General features: G+C 34.8%; 7 protein-coding genes. All 7 read left to right on the top strand.

All coding sequences use genetic code 11. The features are described 5' to 3' along the window. Nucleotides 1-52: 52 nt before the first annotated feature. Nucleotides 53-1,477: a sialate O-acetylesterase gene (locus BOW55_RS04670; protein ID WP_129023182.1), complete on the top strand. Its 1,425-nt coding sequence runs from the start codon at nucleotides 53-55 to the stop codon at nucleotides 1,475-1,477. Between the two features lie 247 nt (nucleotides 1,478-1,724). Then, a complete protein-coding gene (locus BOW55_RS04665) occupies nucleotides 1,725-4,055 on the top strand; it encodes a DUF5703 domain-containing protein (RefSeq protein WP_129023181.1) in 2,331 nt (776 codons plus the stop codon). 15 nt (nucleotides 4,056-4,070) lie between these two features. Next, the gene (locus BOW55_RS04660) at nucleotides 4,071-6,530 is read left to right on the top strand and encodes a polysaccharide lyase family 1 protein (RefSeq protein ID WP_129023180.1); all 2,460 of its coding nucleotides are present in this window, start codon (nucleotides 4,071-4,073) and stop codon (nucleotides 6,528-6,530) included. A 178-nt stretch (nucleotides 6,531-6,708) separates the two neighbouring features. Then, complete coding sequence (locus BOW55_RS04655) at nucleotides 6,709-8,727, top strand: glycoside hydrolase family 127 protein (protein WP_129023179.1); 2,019 nt, start codon at nucleotides 6,709-6,711, stop codon at nucleotides 8,725-8,727. 138 nt (nucleotides 8,728-8,865) lie between these two features. Beyond that, on the top strand, nucleotides 8,866-9,852 hold the full coding sequence (locus BOW55_RS04650; protein WP_129023178.1) for a pectinesterase family protein: 987 nt from the start codon (nucleotides 8,866-8,868) through the stop codon (nucleotides 9,850-9,852). Between the two features lie 686 nt (nucleotides 9,853-10,538). After that, nucleotides 10,539-13,757 carry a SusC/RagA family TonB-linked outer membrane protein gene (locus BOW55_RS04645; protein ID WP_129023177.1) on the top strand — a complete coding sequence of 1,073 codons (3,219 nt, stop codon included), beginning with the start codon at nucleotides 10,539-10,541 and terminating at the stop codon, nucleotides 13,755-13,757. Nucleotides 13,758-13,778: 21 nt separating this feature from the next. Beyond that, a complete protein-coding gene (locus tag BOW55_RS04640) occupies nucleotides 13,779-15,791 on the top strand; it encodes a RagB/SusD family nutrient uptake outer membrane protein (protein ID WP_129023176.1) in 2,013 nt (670 codons plus the stop codon). Nucleotides 15,792-15,846: the final 55 nt, after the last annotated feature.

Below are 15,846 nucleotides of genomic sequence, written 5' to 3'. Positions count from 1 at the left end.
TTAATCTGAATTTAATAATAATTCGTGAATTCGTAGCGAAAAAAAATACAATATGAAAAAATCAATTATTGCATTATTAACGATTTTAGCAAGTTTTCAAATCAATGCAAAAATCAAATTACCAGCTTTGTTTACTGATAACATGATGCTGCAACAAAAATCAAACGCACCTATTTGGGGCTGGGCAGAAAAAAACGCCAATGTCGTAATTAAAACTTCTTGGGATTCTAAAATCTACAAAGTAAAAGCAGACAATTCTGGTAAATGGAATACAGAATTGAAAACTGTTTCATTTGGCGGACCTTACACAATTGAAGTTTCAGAAGGAAACGAAAAAGTAACCATCAAAAATGTTTTGTTGGGAGAAGTTTGGCTGTGTTCAGGACAGTCAAATATGGAAATGCCGTTAAAAGGATTTCAAGGACAGCCAGTTAAAAACGGGAACGAAATCATCGTAAGATCAACTAATAAAAACATTCGTTTAATTACAGTTCCAAGAGCAACGGTTTTAGAACCTTCACAAGATTTTGAAGGAAAATGGGAAGAAGCTTCTCCAAAATCGACTTCGAATTTTAGTGCTACAGCTTGGTATTTTGGATCGCTTTTACATGAAGTTTTGAATGTTCCAGTGGGATTAATTCATGTTTCGTACGGAGGTTCAAGCATGGAAGCGTGGATGAACAAAGAAATGCTGAAAGATTTCGCGAGCGCCAAAATTCCGACTACAAAAGAAGAATTAGCAAAAGCCCCAAACCGTGTGCCTACGACTTTATTTAACGGAATGCTTTCGCCTGTAATTGGTTACGGAATCAAAGGCTGTATTTGGTATCAGGGCGAATCGAATTACGAAAGAGCTTCTGAATATACTGCTTTAATGAAGAAAATGGTCAGCAGTTGGAGAACATTGTGGGATCAGGGAGATTTTCCTTTTTATTTCGCCCAGATTGCGCCGTTTAATTATGCTTCATTTCATCCAAAAGATTATTTAGAAAAATACAATTCGGCTTATTTGAGAGAAGCGCAGTTTAAGGCTTCAAAGGAAATTCCGAATTCAGCAATGGGAGTTTTAATGGATGTTGGAGAAGAAAATAACATTCATCCAATGGACAAGGAAAAAGGAGGAAACCGTCTGGCTTTTCAAGCTTTGGCAAGAACGTACGGAATTGAAGGTTTTGAATTCGAAAGTCCGAAATACAAATCGATGGAAATAAAAGATGGTGCTTTAACGGTTTCTTTTGATGATGTTAATAACGGAATTACATCTTATGACAAAGAAGTTTTAGGTTTTGAAATCGCAGGAGCAGACAAAGTTTTTTATCCAGCAAAAACGGTTGTAAGAAGAAAATCTGTGGTTTTGAGTTCTGATAAAGTAAAAAATCCAGTGGCAGTTCGTTATTTATGGAAAGATTTCGCAAAAGCGGAATTGTTTAGTGCGGGAGGTTTACCAGTTTCTTCGTTTAGAACAGACGAATGGTGATTTATAATGGTTAATTGTGAATTGTAAATTGTGAATTGATACCTAGTTTGTCATTTCGAGGAACGAGAAATCTTCGCGAGTAGCTCGACAAAGATTTAATGTTTTTATTTATAACTCTCGCAGATTTAGCTGATTTGGCAGATTTAGGAGATAAAAATAAATCTGCCAAATCAGCTAAATCTGCGAGAGAAAATTTTTTAAAAAAATAAACCTACAAGGTTTTAAAAACCTTGCAGGAAAGAAAACGATGAAAAATAATATACTATTACTACTTCTCTTCACAACGCTTTGCCTTAAAGCGCAGATTCCTGCGCTTGATAATTACAATCAAATATGGACGACGCAGAGCAATAATTCATCAGAATCGATGCCTTTAGGAGGCGGTGATATTGGTCTGAATGTTTGGGTCGAGAAAGGCGATTTGTATTTCTATTTTTCACGAAGCGGGACTTTCGACGAACACAATACTTTATTGAAACTAGGAAGAGTAAAAGTGACTTTAAGTTCGAATCCGTTTGAGGGAAAAGATGGTTTTCATCAGGAATTGAAATTGAAAGACGGCTATGTTTTGGTTGGGCAGAATGAAACTAAAATCAAACTTTGGGTGGATGTTTTTAAACCGATTATTCATGTTGATTTAGAAAGTAAAAATGCGTTGAAAATGACGGCTTCTTATGAAAGCTGGCGTTATCAAAACCGTTATCCGAAAGGGAAAGAAAATAACGCTAATTCCTATAAATGGGCACCTCAGGGAGAACTTATTACCTATAAAGATTCTATTTCGTTTGAGAATGACGGCATCAAATTTTATCATAGAAACAGAGAAAATACTGTTTTTGATGCAGCGGTTAAACAACAGAAAATGGAATCGGTAAAAGACCAAATGTTGAACCCGATTGCTAATTTGACTTTCGGAGGATTTATGAAAGGCGATAACTTAAAACCAGATGGAACGTATCTGGGAAAATATCAGGATACTGATTTTAAAGGTTTTAATTTAACAAGCATTAAACCATCCAAAAAGCATTCTTTAGAAATTTATTTAAACACCAATCAATCTGATTTTACTGCTTGGGATAATGGATTGAAAAGTTTGATTTCGGCAAACAAAAACACAACAAAACAAGCAGAAAAAAATACTCAAAAATGGTGGAATAATTTCTGGAATCGCAGTTTTATTTTCACTCAAAAAAATCAATCGACTGTTAAAGATTCGGTGTATCAAATTGGGCAGAATTATCAATTGTTCCGATACATGCTGGGATGCAATGCTTACGGAAAATATCCAACCAAATTCAATGGCGGACTTTTTACGGTTGATCCTGTTTACACGAATAAAGATCTGAATTTTACGCCTGATTTTAGAAATTGGGGAGGAGGAACTATGACGGCTCAAAACCAGCGATTAGTCTATTTTCCGATGGTAAAAAGTGGTGATTTTGATATGATGAAATCGCAATTGGATTATTATTTGACTATTCAAAAAAATGCTGAATTAAGAAGCAAAGTTTACTGGAAACATAACGGTGCATCATTCACAGAACAATTAGAAAACTTCGGACTTCCAAATCCAGCAGAATACGAATGGAAACGTCCCGCAGATTACGATCCGGGAATGGAATATAATGCCTGGCTGGAATACGAATGGGACACGGTTTTAGAATTCTGCCAAATGATGTTGCAGCAGAAAGAATATGCTGGAGAAGATATTCAAAAATACAATCAATTTATTATAAGCTGTCTTCGATTTTTTGATGAGCATTATCAATATTTAGCGAAACAAAGAGGAAGAAAAGCCTTGGATGGAAACGGAAAATTAATTCTTTTTCCGGGTTCTGGTGCAGAAACGTATAAAATGGCGAATAATGCCAATAGTACGATTTCGGCTTTACGGGTAATTACAGAAAGCCTTTTGAACCTTTCTGGAAATCAATTGTCCAAAGAAGATTCAGAATATTTAAAAGCATTTCAAACCAGAATTCCGCCTTTAAATTTCGGGCAGATTGAAAATCATAAAGTTTTACTTCCTGCAAAAACTTGGGAAAGAGTAAATAATTCGGAAGTTCCGCAATTGTATCCCGTTTATCCGTGGGGAATTTACGGCATTGGAAAACCTGATTTAGAAACGGCTTTAAATACATGGAAATACGATCCTGATGCTTTAAAATTTAGAAGCCATATTGGATGGAAACAAGACAATATTTTCGCGGCTCGTTTGGGATTAACTGAAGAAGCGATGAAATATAATACACTTAAAATGGCCAATTCAGAAAGACGTTTTCCAGCATTTTGGGGACCAGGTTTTGATTGGGTTCCAGATCATAATTGGGGCGGTTCGGGAATGATTGGAATGCAGGAAATGCTTTTGCAGGAAGCAGACGGAAAAATTTATCTTTTTCCAGCGTGGCCGAAAGAGTGGAATGTTCATTTTAAATTACATGCTAAACAAAATACTACGATTGAAGCCGAACTCGTGAATGGAGAATTGAAGGTTTTAAAAGTAATTCCAGAAGAAAGAAAAAAAGACATTATAAATCTGTTAGGAAAATCTGAAGCAGAGAAAACGAAATTAAACTAACTATTGCTAATTAAAATGATAAAGAAATTAATAAGTGCTGCAGTTTTGTCCCTATTTTTGACCACAAATGGACAAGCACAATCAGTTCAAAATACTGATAAACAAATTGTAAAAGTTGACTTTGACTTTTTTCAAAGAAGACTGGAAGAAGTTCATGCCCCAAGTTATGATTCGTGGGTGATTAATGAAGGTAAAGAAGCTGAAAAATCATTTAATAATGTATCATTTAAGTTAAAAGGAAACTTTACTTCTAAATGGTACAAAGTTGGAATGAGCGCTCCGTTTTACAACAAATTAGGAAGCGACGGTTTGGTTACTTCCGAAAATTTGGAATTAAAAATCAGTGGATTGAAATCGGGAAAACATACACTTTTGACTTTTCATAACGCTTTTGATGTCATTACAGGGAAAACTTTTTCTCCAATCAAAATCTTCATAAACGGAAAACTTCAGGAAACAGTAAATGCGAGTCAGAGAGCCAATGCTAAAATTGATGCTTCGATGGCGTATATTACTTTTAATGCTGAAAAAGGAAAAGATGTAATTGTTCGTTTTGAAATTGATCCGACTTCTAATCCAGATGTTGTTAAGCAAATTGTAATTAACGGTTTTGAAATTGATACACCAAATTTGATGAATCAGGCAAGAACTCCGGAACCTAAAAATAGAGACGAACATGTTGAAGTGGGTAAAACTTTAACTCTAAAATGGGACGCTGTAAAAAACGTAGCATCGCATAAAATTTATTTCGGTGAAGATAAAAATGCAGTAGAAAATGCAACTGAATCTTCAAAAGAATTTAAAGGAAAACTAACGGACAAATCTTTTACAGTTTCTGATTTATACAGTGGTACAACTTACTATTGGAGAGTCGATGAAGTTGATACTAAAGGTGAAGTGACTTTAGGAAATGTATGGTCGTTTAAACCTGCACAATTGGCTTTTCCGGGTGCAGAAGGCTATGGTCGCTATGCTGTTGGTGGACGTGGAGGAAAAGTAATTGAAGTAACCAATTTAAATGATGACGGACCGGGAAGTTTACGTGATGCGATCAATCAGGAAATTGGACCAAGAACGATCGTTTTTAATGTTTCGGGAAATATAAAACTGGCTTCGAGATTAGTGGCAAATCAGCCTTATATTACTATTGCGGGACAAACAGCTCCGGGAGAAGGAATCACAATCAGCAGAGCACCAATTGGATTGACAGGAAATGATGGAGTAATTCGCTTTCTAACAGTGCGTATTGGCGGAGGAACAACTTTTGACGGAATGGGATTAACAGGTGCAGATTATAGTATAATTGATCACTGTTCAATAAGCTGGACGATCGATGAATCGTTTAGTTCACGTGGTGCGCATCATATTTCGTTGCAAAGAACTTTAATTTCAGAAGCTTTAAATGTGGCGGGACATGATAAATATCCTACTGGAAAAATGCACGGTTTTGCTGCGACTATTGGCGGTGATATTGGTAGTTTTCATCATAATTTACTGGCGCATAATCAAGGTCGAAACTGGAGTATTGGCGGTGGTTTAAACGGTGACGGTTATTACACAGGAAGATTGGATATCACAAACAATGTGGTTTACAACTGGGGAGGAAGAACAACTGACGGAGGAGCTAACGAAGTAAATTTTGTAAACAATTTTTATAAACCAGGTGCTTCAACTACCATATTTGTGGCATTAAATGCGCAGCATGAAGGTGTTGGAAAAGGTATGCAGCGTTATTATTTTGTCGGAAACATTATGCCGGGTTATTTTGATGAGAAATCTCAGGATAAAGGCAGAAAATCGACTATAAGTCATAATGAGAAAGTAGAATATGAAACTTTCGTAGATAAACCGTTTTTTCCTTCTTACGTAGAAACACAATCAGCGAAAGCGGCGTATAAAAATGTACTTTCAGATGTTGGGGCGAATCAGCCGTTTTTTGATAAACACGATAATAGAATCGTAGATGAAACTTTAAAAGGAACTTTCACTTACAAAGGAAGCAAAAGTGGTTTAGGTGGCATGATTGATAACGAACAGGATGCAGGAGGATGGCCAAATTTTGCGTCGGAAACTCGTCCAGCAGATTGGGATACAGATCACGATGGATTGCCAAACTGGTGGGAAAAAGCTTTTGGTTTAAATGAAAATTCGAAAGCTGGAGATTTCTCAGATGCAAATCAAGATACAGATAAAGACGGATTTACGCAATTGGATAATTATTTAGATTGGCTTGCTCAACCTCATTATTTTGTGAATTCTGGAGATAAAAAGACTTTAAGTGCTGCAGATTATTTCAAAGGTTATGAAAACAAACCAGTGTATACTTTCTCGGATCTTAAAAATGGAAAAGTGGTTTTAAAAGGAAAAGAAATTCAGTTTACAGCTGTTGAAAAAGGATTTGCTTCTTTCGTAGTAACGGTAAAAGATGCAGACGGAGATTCTATGAGCAGAACCATTAATTTCTTTATTAAATAAAAAATGGTTTTGCCACGAATCGCACTAATTTCCACGAATTAGTTTTTTGCCACAGATTAAAAGGATTAGAATGATTTTTATACTAAATAATCTATGCTAATCCTTTTAATCTGTGGCAAGAAAAAGAAAAAATTAGTGCAATTAGTGTAATTCGTGGCAAACAAAAAATTAATTCAAAATGAAAAAGAACATCATCATATCCTCTTTATTTCTTTCAACTGTAATGTTTGCGCAGAACAAAGGTTTGGTTGCTAATTCACAAAGTCCGTATTCGAAACTGCAGAGTGTAGGCCTGCAAGATGTAAAATGGATAAACGGTTTTTGGAAAGAACAATTTGATGTAGAAACCAAAAACACCTTGCCTTACATGTGGGATTTGTATCATAACGATGAAGTTTCGCATGCTTACAAAAACTTCGAAATTGCAGCAGGAATAAGCAAGGGAACTTTTAAAGGACCTTCGTTTCATGATGGTGATTTCTACAAGATTTTTGAAGGAATGGCTGCGACTTATGCCGTTACAAAAGATAAAAAACTCGATGCGGAAATGGATAAAGCTATTGCGCTTTTCGCGAAAGTACAGCGTAAAGACGGTTATATTCATACGCCGGTTTTAATTGACGAACGCTGGGGAACTTTAGGGCCAGAAGAAGTGAAAAAACAATTGGGTTTTGAAAAATACAATATGGGACATTTAATGACTGCAGCTTGTATTCATTATCGTGCCACAGGAAAAACGAACTTCTTGAATATTGGAAAAGGAGTTGCAGATTTCTTATATGATTTCTACAAAAAAGCTTCGCCAGAATTGACTCGAAATGCAATTTGTCCGTCTCATTATATGGGAATTGTCGAAATGTACAGAACGACCAAGAATCCTAAATATCTGGAATTGGCCAATAATTTAATTGACATTCGCGGAACTACAAATGATGGAACCGATGATAATCAAGATCGAATTCCGTTCAGGCAGCAAACAACTGCAATGGGACATGCTGTAAGAGCGAATTACCTTTACGCCGGAGTTGCTGATTTATATGCAGAAACTGGAGAAAAGAAATTATTGGACAATTTAGAATCTATTTGGGATGATGTAACGTATCGCAAAATGTACATTACAGGCGCTTGCGGTTCTTTATACGATGGTGTTTCTCCAGACGGAACGTCTTATGATCCGACGGTAGTTCAGAAAATCCATCAAGCGTATGGAAGACCTTTTCAACTGCCAAATGCAACAGCACATACAGAAACCTGCGCCAACATTGGAAATGTTCTATGGAACTGGAGAATGCTTCAAATTACGGGAGATGCCAAATATGCTGATATCGTTGAATTAGCATTATACAATAGTGTACTTTCGGGAATGGATTTAGAAGGAGAAAAATTCCTTTATAACAATCCGCTAAATGTTTCTAACGATTTACCATTTCACCAAAGATGGGGAAATGAACGTGAAGGTTATATCGCTTTATCAAACTGTTGTGCTCCAAACGTAACCAGAACTATTGCTGAAGTTGGTAATTACGCTTACAATATTTCAAAAGAAGGATTGTATGTAAATTTATACGGAAGTAATCAATTAAAAACAAAATCTTTAAATGGAGAAGAAATCGAAATGGAACAGCAAACTAATTATCCTTGGGACGGAAAAATAACGTTGAAAATTGTAAAAGCTCCAAAAGATTTACAAAATTTCTTTTTAAGAATTCCGGGTTGGAGTCAGAACGCTGAAGTTTCGGTGAATAATTCAAAAATTAATGATAAAATCGTTTCTGGAACTTATTTGAAATTAAACCAAAAATGGAAAAAAGGAGATGTTATTGAATTGAATCTTCCAATGCCAGTTGAATTGATGGAAGCTAATCCGTTGGTTGAAGAAGTTAAAAATCAAGTTGCGGTAAAAAGAGGGCCTTTGGTGTATTGTTTAGAGTCAGATCAGCTTCCTGCAAAAACAAGCGTAAATGATGTTGCTTTAAAATTGAATTCTAAATTTACAACGAACCATTTTACTTTAAACAATAGAGACTTAGTAAGTATTGAAGCAGAAGCTTTTATAAATCCGAATAATTCATGGAATAAAACTTTATACAAACCGCTTTCTTCTAAAGATGCGACTTCGGTACCTGTAAAACTAATTCCGTATTTTGCTTGGGGAAATAAAGGGCAAGGAGAAATGACGGTTTGGATGTCGCATTAAAATGAAGTAAGCGAAAAGTTTGTCATTCTGAGGAACGAGGAATCACACTCGTAACTCGACAAAGATTGGCTGCATTCAGTACAGAATTTCTAGTGTGATTTCTCCCTTCGGTCGAAATGACAAAAAAATAAAAAACATATGAAATACATTCTAACCTTATTTTTAATAACAACACTTTCCCTATCAGCTCAAACGCTCGATAATAAATTAGCATTAACCGTTGCACAAGACGGTTCTGGAGATTTTAAAACTATTCAAGAAGCGGTGAATAATGTAAAAGACAATTCAGAAAAAAGAGTTGTAATTAGGATAAAGCCAGGAAAGTATGTGGAGAAATTAGAGATTCCAGCGACTAAGCCATTCATTACTTTAAAAGGTCTTGACAGAAATAAAACCATTATTTCATTTGATGATTATTCAGGAAAACCATTAAGAGAAATTGATGCATCGGGCAAAAAAGAGTTTGGAACTGGAACTTCGTATTCTTTTTTAATTAAAGGAAATGATTGTACGTTAGAAAATCTTACTGTCGAAAACACAGCAGGAAGAGTAGGACAGGCGGTGGCGCTTCACATAAAGAGCGACAGGGTTGTGGTGAAAAATTGCAATCTTTTAGCAAATCAAGATACGCTTTATTTATCAGAAGGAAATACCCGAGTTTATTTTGAAAATTGTTTTATCAACGGAACAACCGATTTTATTTTCGGTGCTGCAACGGCTTATTTTTATAAATGTACTATCGAAAGTTTAACGAATTCTTATATAACAGCAGCTTCAACACCACAAGGACAAGCTTACGGTTTTGTTTTTGTTGATTGCAAACTTACTGCAAAAGACAAATCGGTAGATAAAGTGTTTTTGGGAAGACCTTGGCGACCATACGCTCAAACAGTTTTCATTAATACTGATATTGGTTCTCATATTGCACCAGAAGGTTGGAACGCATGGATTGATACCAGATTTCCTAATAAAGATAAAACGGCGTATTATGCTGAATTGGGAAGTAAAGGATCGAGCGCAAAAGATTTGTCTCAAAGAGTTGTATGGTCGCATCAGCTAAAAAAAGCAGATGGTAAAAAATACACTAGGGATTTAGTTTTAAACGGATGGAATCCTAGTAAATAAACTTTAACCGCGACAAAAAAACTTCCTTTTCAAAAATATTTGATTGTTCTGCTATTCTAATAGTTTTTAGGTGAACTATTTTTGATGCGAATTCTGGATATTTGTTCATTTTACACTTATAAAAAGTATTGGTCAGAATTTACGTTTAAAAAAAAAATATTTTTTGTGAAATTTTTAAGGAATATTCAAAACCCATAAGCTGTAATATTTGTAAGTTTTATTACTCTAATATCTCTTGTTGAAGATAAGTAAAAACCTCTTATTTGAATTATAAGTGTAAAGTTAACGCTTTAAAATTCAGTGCTTCACAGTGTTATTTTGCAAAATTAACAGCTAATTTTTAGTTTTGATGAAGATACTGCTGCATTTCTTAAAATTGCTATCTTTCTATTTAATTATGCGTAAACATATTGCCTAATTTTTCGATATCGCATACATATTCTTTCTATTTTTTATTAATATTGTTTTTTTGAGTTGCTTTTTTTTAGATAATGCCATTAAAGCAGGATAGTGCAGGACGGTTGTAATGTATCATCGTTATATTTTTGGGATACAAAAAAATAAATGTGTTTTTAACATTTAATTTTATCGCTTTAAGTTTTCATTAAAATCTTAGAGAAATAAAGAGGCACATTTACCATGACTAACTAACATTAAATAATAACCTAACCAAAACAAAAACATTTATGAAACAAGCACTTATAAAAAGATGTAGTTTTCTTTTGTTTACACTGATGAGTGTGCTGAGTTATGCTCAAACAACAAACAGTCAAGGAACTGTAACCGTGACAGGAACGGTTACAGATAATTCAGGAGGAGTAATGCCTGGAGTAAACGTAACTGAAAAGTCTACAAAAAATACTGTCACTACAGATTTTAATGGGCAGTATCAGATTAAAGTAAAAGCTGGAGGAACATTAGTTTTTTCTTTTATTGGAATGAAAAAGAAGGAATTACCTCTTTCAGGAAGAACAGTAATTGATGCGAAATTAGAAGAAGATTCAAATCAATTAGAAAACATTGTGGTTGTAGGATATGCAAGTCAGAAGAAAAGCCATCTTACGGGTTCAGTAGTGACCGCTAAGATGAGTGAAATTTCAGATCTGCCTGTTGGTGATTTAGGAACTGCGTTGCAAGGACGAGTTTTAGGGGTTGGAGTTTCAGGTGGATCAACAAGACCTGGAGCAAAATCTAATTTAACAATTCGTCAGCCTTATTCATTAGCAAAAGATGGTGGAAATCTTAATCCATTGTATGTAATTGATGGTGTGTTACAAATTGATGCGCAAGGTTTAAACGACAGTACTTTGTTTGATAACTTAGACGCATCTGAGGTTGAAAGTATTTCATTTTTGAAAGATGCGGCTGCTGCTATTTATGGAGCTCGTTCTGCTCAAGGGGTTGTTTTAGTAACAACTAAAAGAGGAACAAAAGGAGATCCAAAATTTACTTATAGTGGTTCTTACGGTATCAATGACAAAACATACCAGACAAAAACGTTAAATGCATATGAGTTTGGAAAGTATGTGAATATAATGAATGGACCTAATGGTTACAATCAGCCTGTAACAGATCCTCAGTATTTCTTTTCAGACGATGAATTGGAATATTTCAAAACTTTAAAGAACACCTATTTAGATGATGAATGGAAGCCTTCTTTTAACTTAAGACAGAACTTAAATGTGAGTGGCGGAACAGATAAAGCTACTTATTTTGCTGGAGTTTCTTACTATAAACAAAATGGTAACTTAAGTACTCTAGATTATGAAAAATGGAATTTTAGAGCTGGTACTGATATTAAACTATCTAGTAATTGGAAAGCTGGAATTCAGTTGTCTGGTTTTTACTCAGATCAGACTAAAACGTTCAATAAAATTGGAGGAGAGGTTGAAGAGAATGATTACAATAAATTATTGATGCACGTACCGTACATTCCAAATTATGTAAATGGACTTCCAATGGAGCTTCCTAATAATAATGATGGTAATCAGCGTTATCACTATAACGAAATTAAACGTTTAAATAATCTTGCTGAAACTACAGCTACTACAATGACCATTAATATGTACACAGAGTACAAATTTCCTTTCGTAAAAGGATTAATGGCTAGAGGAGCATATGCTAGAACTATGGGTAGTGGAAGAGGAACTCAAGTTGGTACTGGATACACATTGTATCAATTTACAGGTTTGGGAACTAATGGTCATATTTATAATGACGATATCACAACACCACCGCTTAGATCAAAATTTTATGATAACGGAAATCGTTTGTATTTTTCAAATACAACAAATTTATCTCAACAGTATAATTTAAACTTTTCTTACGATCGTACTTTTGGAAAACATAATGTAAGTGGTTTGTTTGCAATAGAAAGATCTGAAGCAACATCTAATAATGAAGTTGTTTTTAAATCAAACGTTCTAGAAGGTACAAATGGGCAGTTTAATACAGCGACTGGGCCAATTGATGGTTCTACTACAAAAAGTGAATCAGGATCTTTATCATATGTTGGAAGGGTAAACTATGCATATGATGACAAATATTTAGCAGAGTTCTTATTTAGATCTGATGCTTCTACAAAGTTTGCTCCTGCAAACTACTGGGGTAATTTTTATTCGGCATCTGTTGGATGGGTAATGTCAAAAGAAGACTTTTTTAAATCTTCAGTTATAGATTTCCTTAAAGTAAGATATTCTGTTGGTCTTTTAGGAAAAGATGATACTAAGGCTTGGTTATGGAGACAACGTTATACTTTCCAAGGTTACAAAGGTGGTGTTTTTGGAGGAAATTCAGACTTGACAAATGGATGGAAAATGGAGGCTTCTCCAAATCCTGACGCAACTTGGAGTGATGAACTTAAAATGAACTTTGGTGTTGATGCTAGATTTTTAAATAATAGATTAAGTGTTACAGCAGAATCGTATTATAATGTAGGAACTAATTTGCTTTTAAACAAAACTGGTAATCTTCCTTTTACTATCGGAGGAACAGTAGCGGCACAAAATTATGGTTCGGTAGATACATATGGTTATGAATTATCTGTTGGCTGGTCTGATAAAATTGGTAAAGACACAAGTTATGGAATTGATTTACGTTTTGGCTGGTCAGGTGATAAAGTTATTAAAGGAGATTTTAATGATGAGGACATCTTAAAACCATGGAATCCTAAACCTGGATATTCATCAGATAATGGAGTTTGGGGATATGATTACATAGGTATGTTCAAAACTCAGGAGGATATAAATGCATATGTGAGTAAGTATAATATTACTTCGGTGTTTGGAACAGCAGTAGCAAATCTTAAACCAGGAATGTTGTATTACTCAGATGTAAGAGGTGCGTATTTAGGAAATGGAAAATTTGCAGCTCCAGATGGTATTATCGATGTAAACGATCAAGTACAGCTGGCTTCAAAAGCAAATACTCAATATTCTATAGGAACTACTTTGCGTTTTGCTTATAAATCATTTAGTTTGAATACAGTTGTTAATGCTTCGTTTGGAAATGGATGGAGCGATATTGGAAGCCAAGCAAGAAAATCTTTAAAAACTAAAATTCCGCAAATAGTAGATAATACAGTTTCAATTTGGAATGATATATATGATCCAACAGTTAATCCAAATGGATCAATGCCAAATCCAGCTTTTGAATCTATAAACTCAGTTGCATCTAAATTTTGGGAAGTTGATTCGTTTAGAATCGCTTGTAGAAACATAACACTAAGTTATGCATTGCCAGAAAATGCTTTAAAGGCTCTTAAAATGAATAGCTGTAAGTTAAATCTTGTGGCGCTTAATCCTTTTAATCTTTATAATCCATATAGTTTTCAGGAAGCTAACGGTAGTTATTTAGATTATCCTACTTTACGAACAATTTCTTTGGGACTTAATTTAGGATTCTAATAACTCATAAAATACGATATTATGAAAATAAAATATATAAAAATAGTAGGTTTAACTACAGTTTTAGCAGCTTTATCTTTGGCTAGCTGTAATGATGATTTTCTTGAAGAGAAAAAAGATTTTAACGGTGTAAATGAAGATGTGTTTAAAGTTCCTTCATTAGCTACTGGATATGTTGATTATGTTTATGGATTGTTTTTGCCGGGAAATAATGCAGCAGTTAATACATGGGATTTAGCAGCTGGTGGAAATGACGATTTTTCGCAAACAACAGAAGAGTTAACGGGCGAAGTAAACTGGAATAAAATTTGGGCAACCATTTCTCCAAACAATGCAAACTGCCTTCCTTACATTGGAAGCAGAGTTTCTTCAAGTATTGCAAACAATACTTGGACGAGATTAAGACAGATTAATATCTTCTTAGAGCAAATTGATAAAAACGGAATGGCGGATGCAGATAAAAATCCGTTAAAAGGACAGATGTATTTCTGGAGAGCGTATCAATATTATGAAATGGTAAAATTGTATGGTGGTGTGCCAATTGTATTAACCGCTCAAAATCCTATTATCGATGAAGGATCTACCGTTTCTCAAATTCCTAGAAGCCCAACATCAGTATGTATCGAACAAATTGTATCAGATTTAGATAAGTCAAAAGAATTATTGAAAGATGTAAAATGGACTACTGCAAACTGGGGTAGAATTACAGCAGGTGCGGCAGCAGCTTTTAAAGGAAGAGTATTATTAACATGGGCAAGTCCGCTTTTTAATCCAACAGATGATGCACAACGATGGAAACGTGCCTATGATGCAAATCTTGAAGCGAAAGCACTTTTAGAAGCAGATGGAAAAGGCCTTTTCTCAGTTGGAGGAACAGCAAATGGAACTGCATGGGGAAATATGTGGCTTGCAGAAGTAGGAAATCCTGAAGCAGTTATCGTTTTTGGATTTAACAATTCTACAATAGTAAATGCTCAAAAAAATAATGGATGGGAAAGAGCGGTAAGATCTAAAGCATCAGGAGGAAATGGAGCTATTTCACCTACAAAGCAAATGGTTGACGTTTTTCCTATGGCAGATGGTAAAAGCATAGTTGGAAATCCAGCTTACAATCCTGTATTATTCTATAAAAATAGAGATCCTAGATTTTATAAAACTTTTGCATACAATGGTGCAACTTGGAAATATGCTGAAAATACAGCATTTAAACAATGGACTTACAGCTGGTATAGTAAAGCACCAACTACTGCAGCACCAAATCCTGATAAATTTACAGAAACATTAGGAGCTAACTCAAGTGGTATTTATCTTAGAAAAGCAACAAATGAAGCATCAAGCAGTTCTGCAGGATATTTGAACAGCGGAACTGATTATATGGAAATGCGTTTTGCTGAAGTTGTTTTGAATTTGGCTGAAAGTGCAATCGGTATTGGTAGTTTGGCAGAAGGAAAAACTTTGATCGAATCAGTTAGAGCCCGTGCAGGAATTACAAACGGTGACGGACATTATGGTTTGGCTGCAGTAAGTTCAAGAGATCAACATTTTGCGGCAGTATTAAACGAAAGAACAATTGAGTTTGCATACGAAAATAAGCGTTTTTATGATTTAAGACGTTGGAAACTTTTTGATGCTGGTGCAACTACATCAAGACTTGGAGTTAAGCCATTGAATGGAACAAGAAGAACAGCTTATTACATTGTTGCAAAGAAAGCTGATGGTACAAATTACATCGGAACTGCTGATCCATTTTATGTAGCAACGGGTAATGCACCTGTGCTTAATAGAGAACCAGCTTCGTTTCCTGTAACAATAAACGGAACTACATTGGCTAATTTTGATGCGTATTTAGATTATATGTATACCAATTATTTTAAAATTGTAGAAAGAGATAATTTAGATCCTACAACAAACAATTGGAAGTTTACATGGTATAATGAATACTATTTCTTCGGAATTTATCAATCATTATTAGATTCTTCTCCATATTTAGAGCAAACTCAAGGATGGGGCGGATCATTTGACCCACTTAAATAATAGTTTATAATACAAAAAACAGTCACCTGTATCTTAAGAAATACAGGTGATTTGT

The organism is Flavobacterium sp. YO12 (genome assembly GCF_004119495.1).
In the GTDB taxonomy this organism is placed as follows: Bacteria; Bacteroidota; Bacteroidia; order Flavobacteriales; family Flavobacteriaceae; genus Flavobacterium.
Note: the sequence above shows the minus strand (reverse complement) of the source record. Positions and strands in the feature narration are given on the sequence as shown.

What these genes read in the sequence shown, in the direction of transcription:
- BOW55_RS04670 (WP_129023182.1), top strand. Translation starts at nt 53, where the DNA reads ATGAAAAAATCAATTATTGCATTATTAACGATTTTAGCAAGTTTTCAA.
- BOW55_RS04665 (WP_129023181.1), top strand. Translation starts at nt 1,725, where the DNA reads ATGAAAAATAATATACTATTACTACTTCTCTTCACAACGCTTTGCCTT.
- BOW55_RS04660 (WP_129023180.1), top strand. Translation starts at nt 4,071, where the DNA reads ATGATAAAGAAATTAATAAGTGCTGCAGTTTTGTCCCTATTTTTGACC.
- BOW55_RS04655 (WP_129023179.1), top strand. Translation starts at nt 6,709, where the DNA reads ATGAAAAAGAACATCATCATATCCTCTTTATTTCTTTCAACTGTAATG.
- BOW55_RS04650 (WP_129023178.1), top strand. Translation starts at nt 8,866, where the DNA reads ATGAAATACATTCTAACCTTATTTTTAATAACAACACTTTCCCTATCA.
- BOW55_RS04645 (WP_129023177.1), top strand. Translation starts at nt 10,539, where the DNA reads ATGAAACAAGCACTTATAAAAAGATGTAGTTTTCTTTTGTTTACACTG.
- BOW55_RS04640 (WP_129023176.1), top strand. Translation starts at nt 13,779, where the DNA reads ATGAAAATAAAATATATAAAAATAGTAGGTTTAACTACAGTTTTAGCA.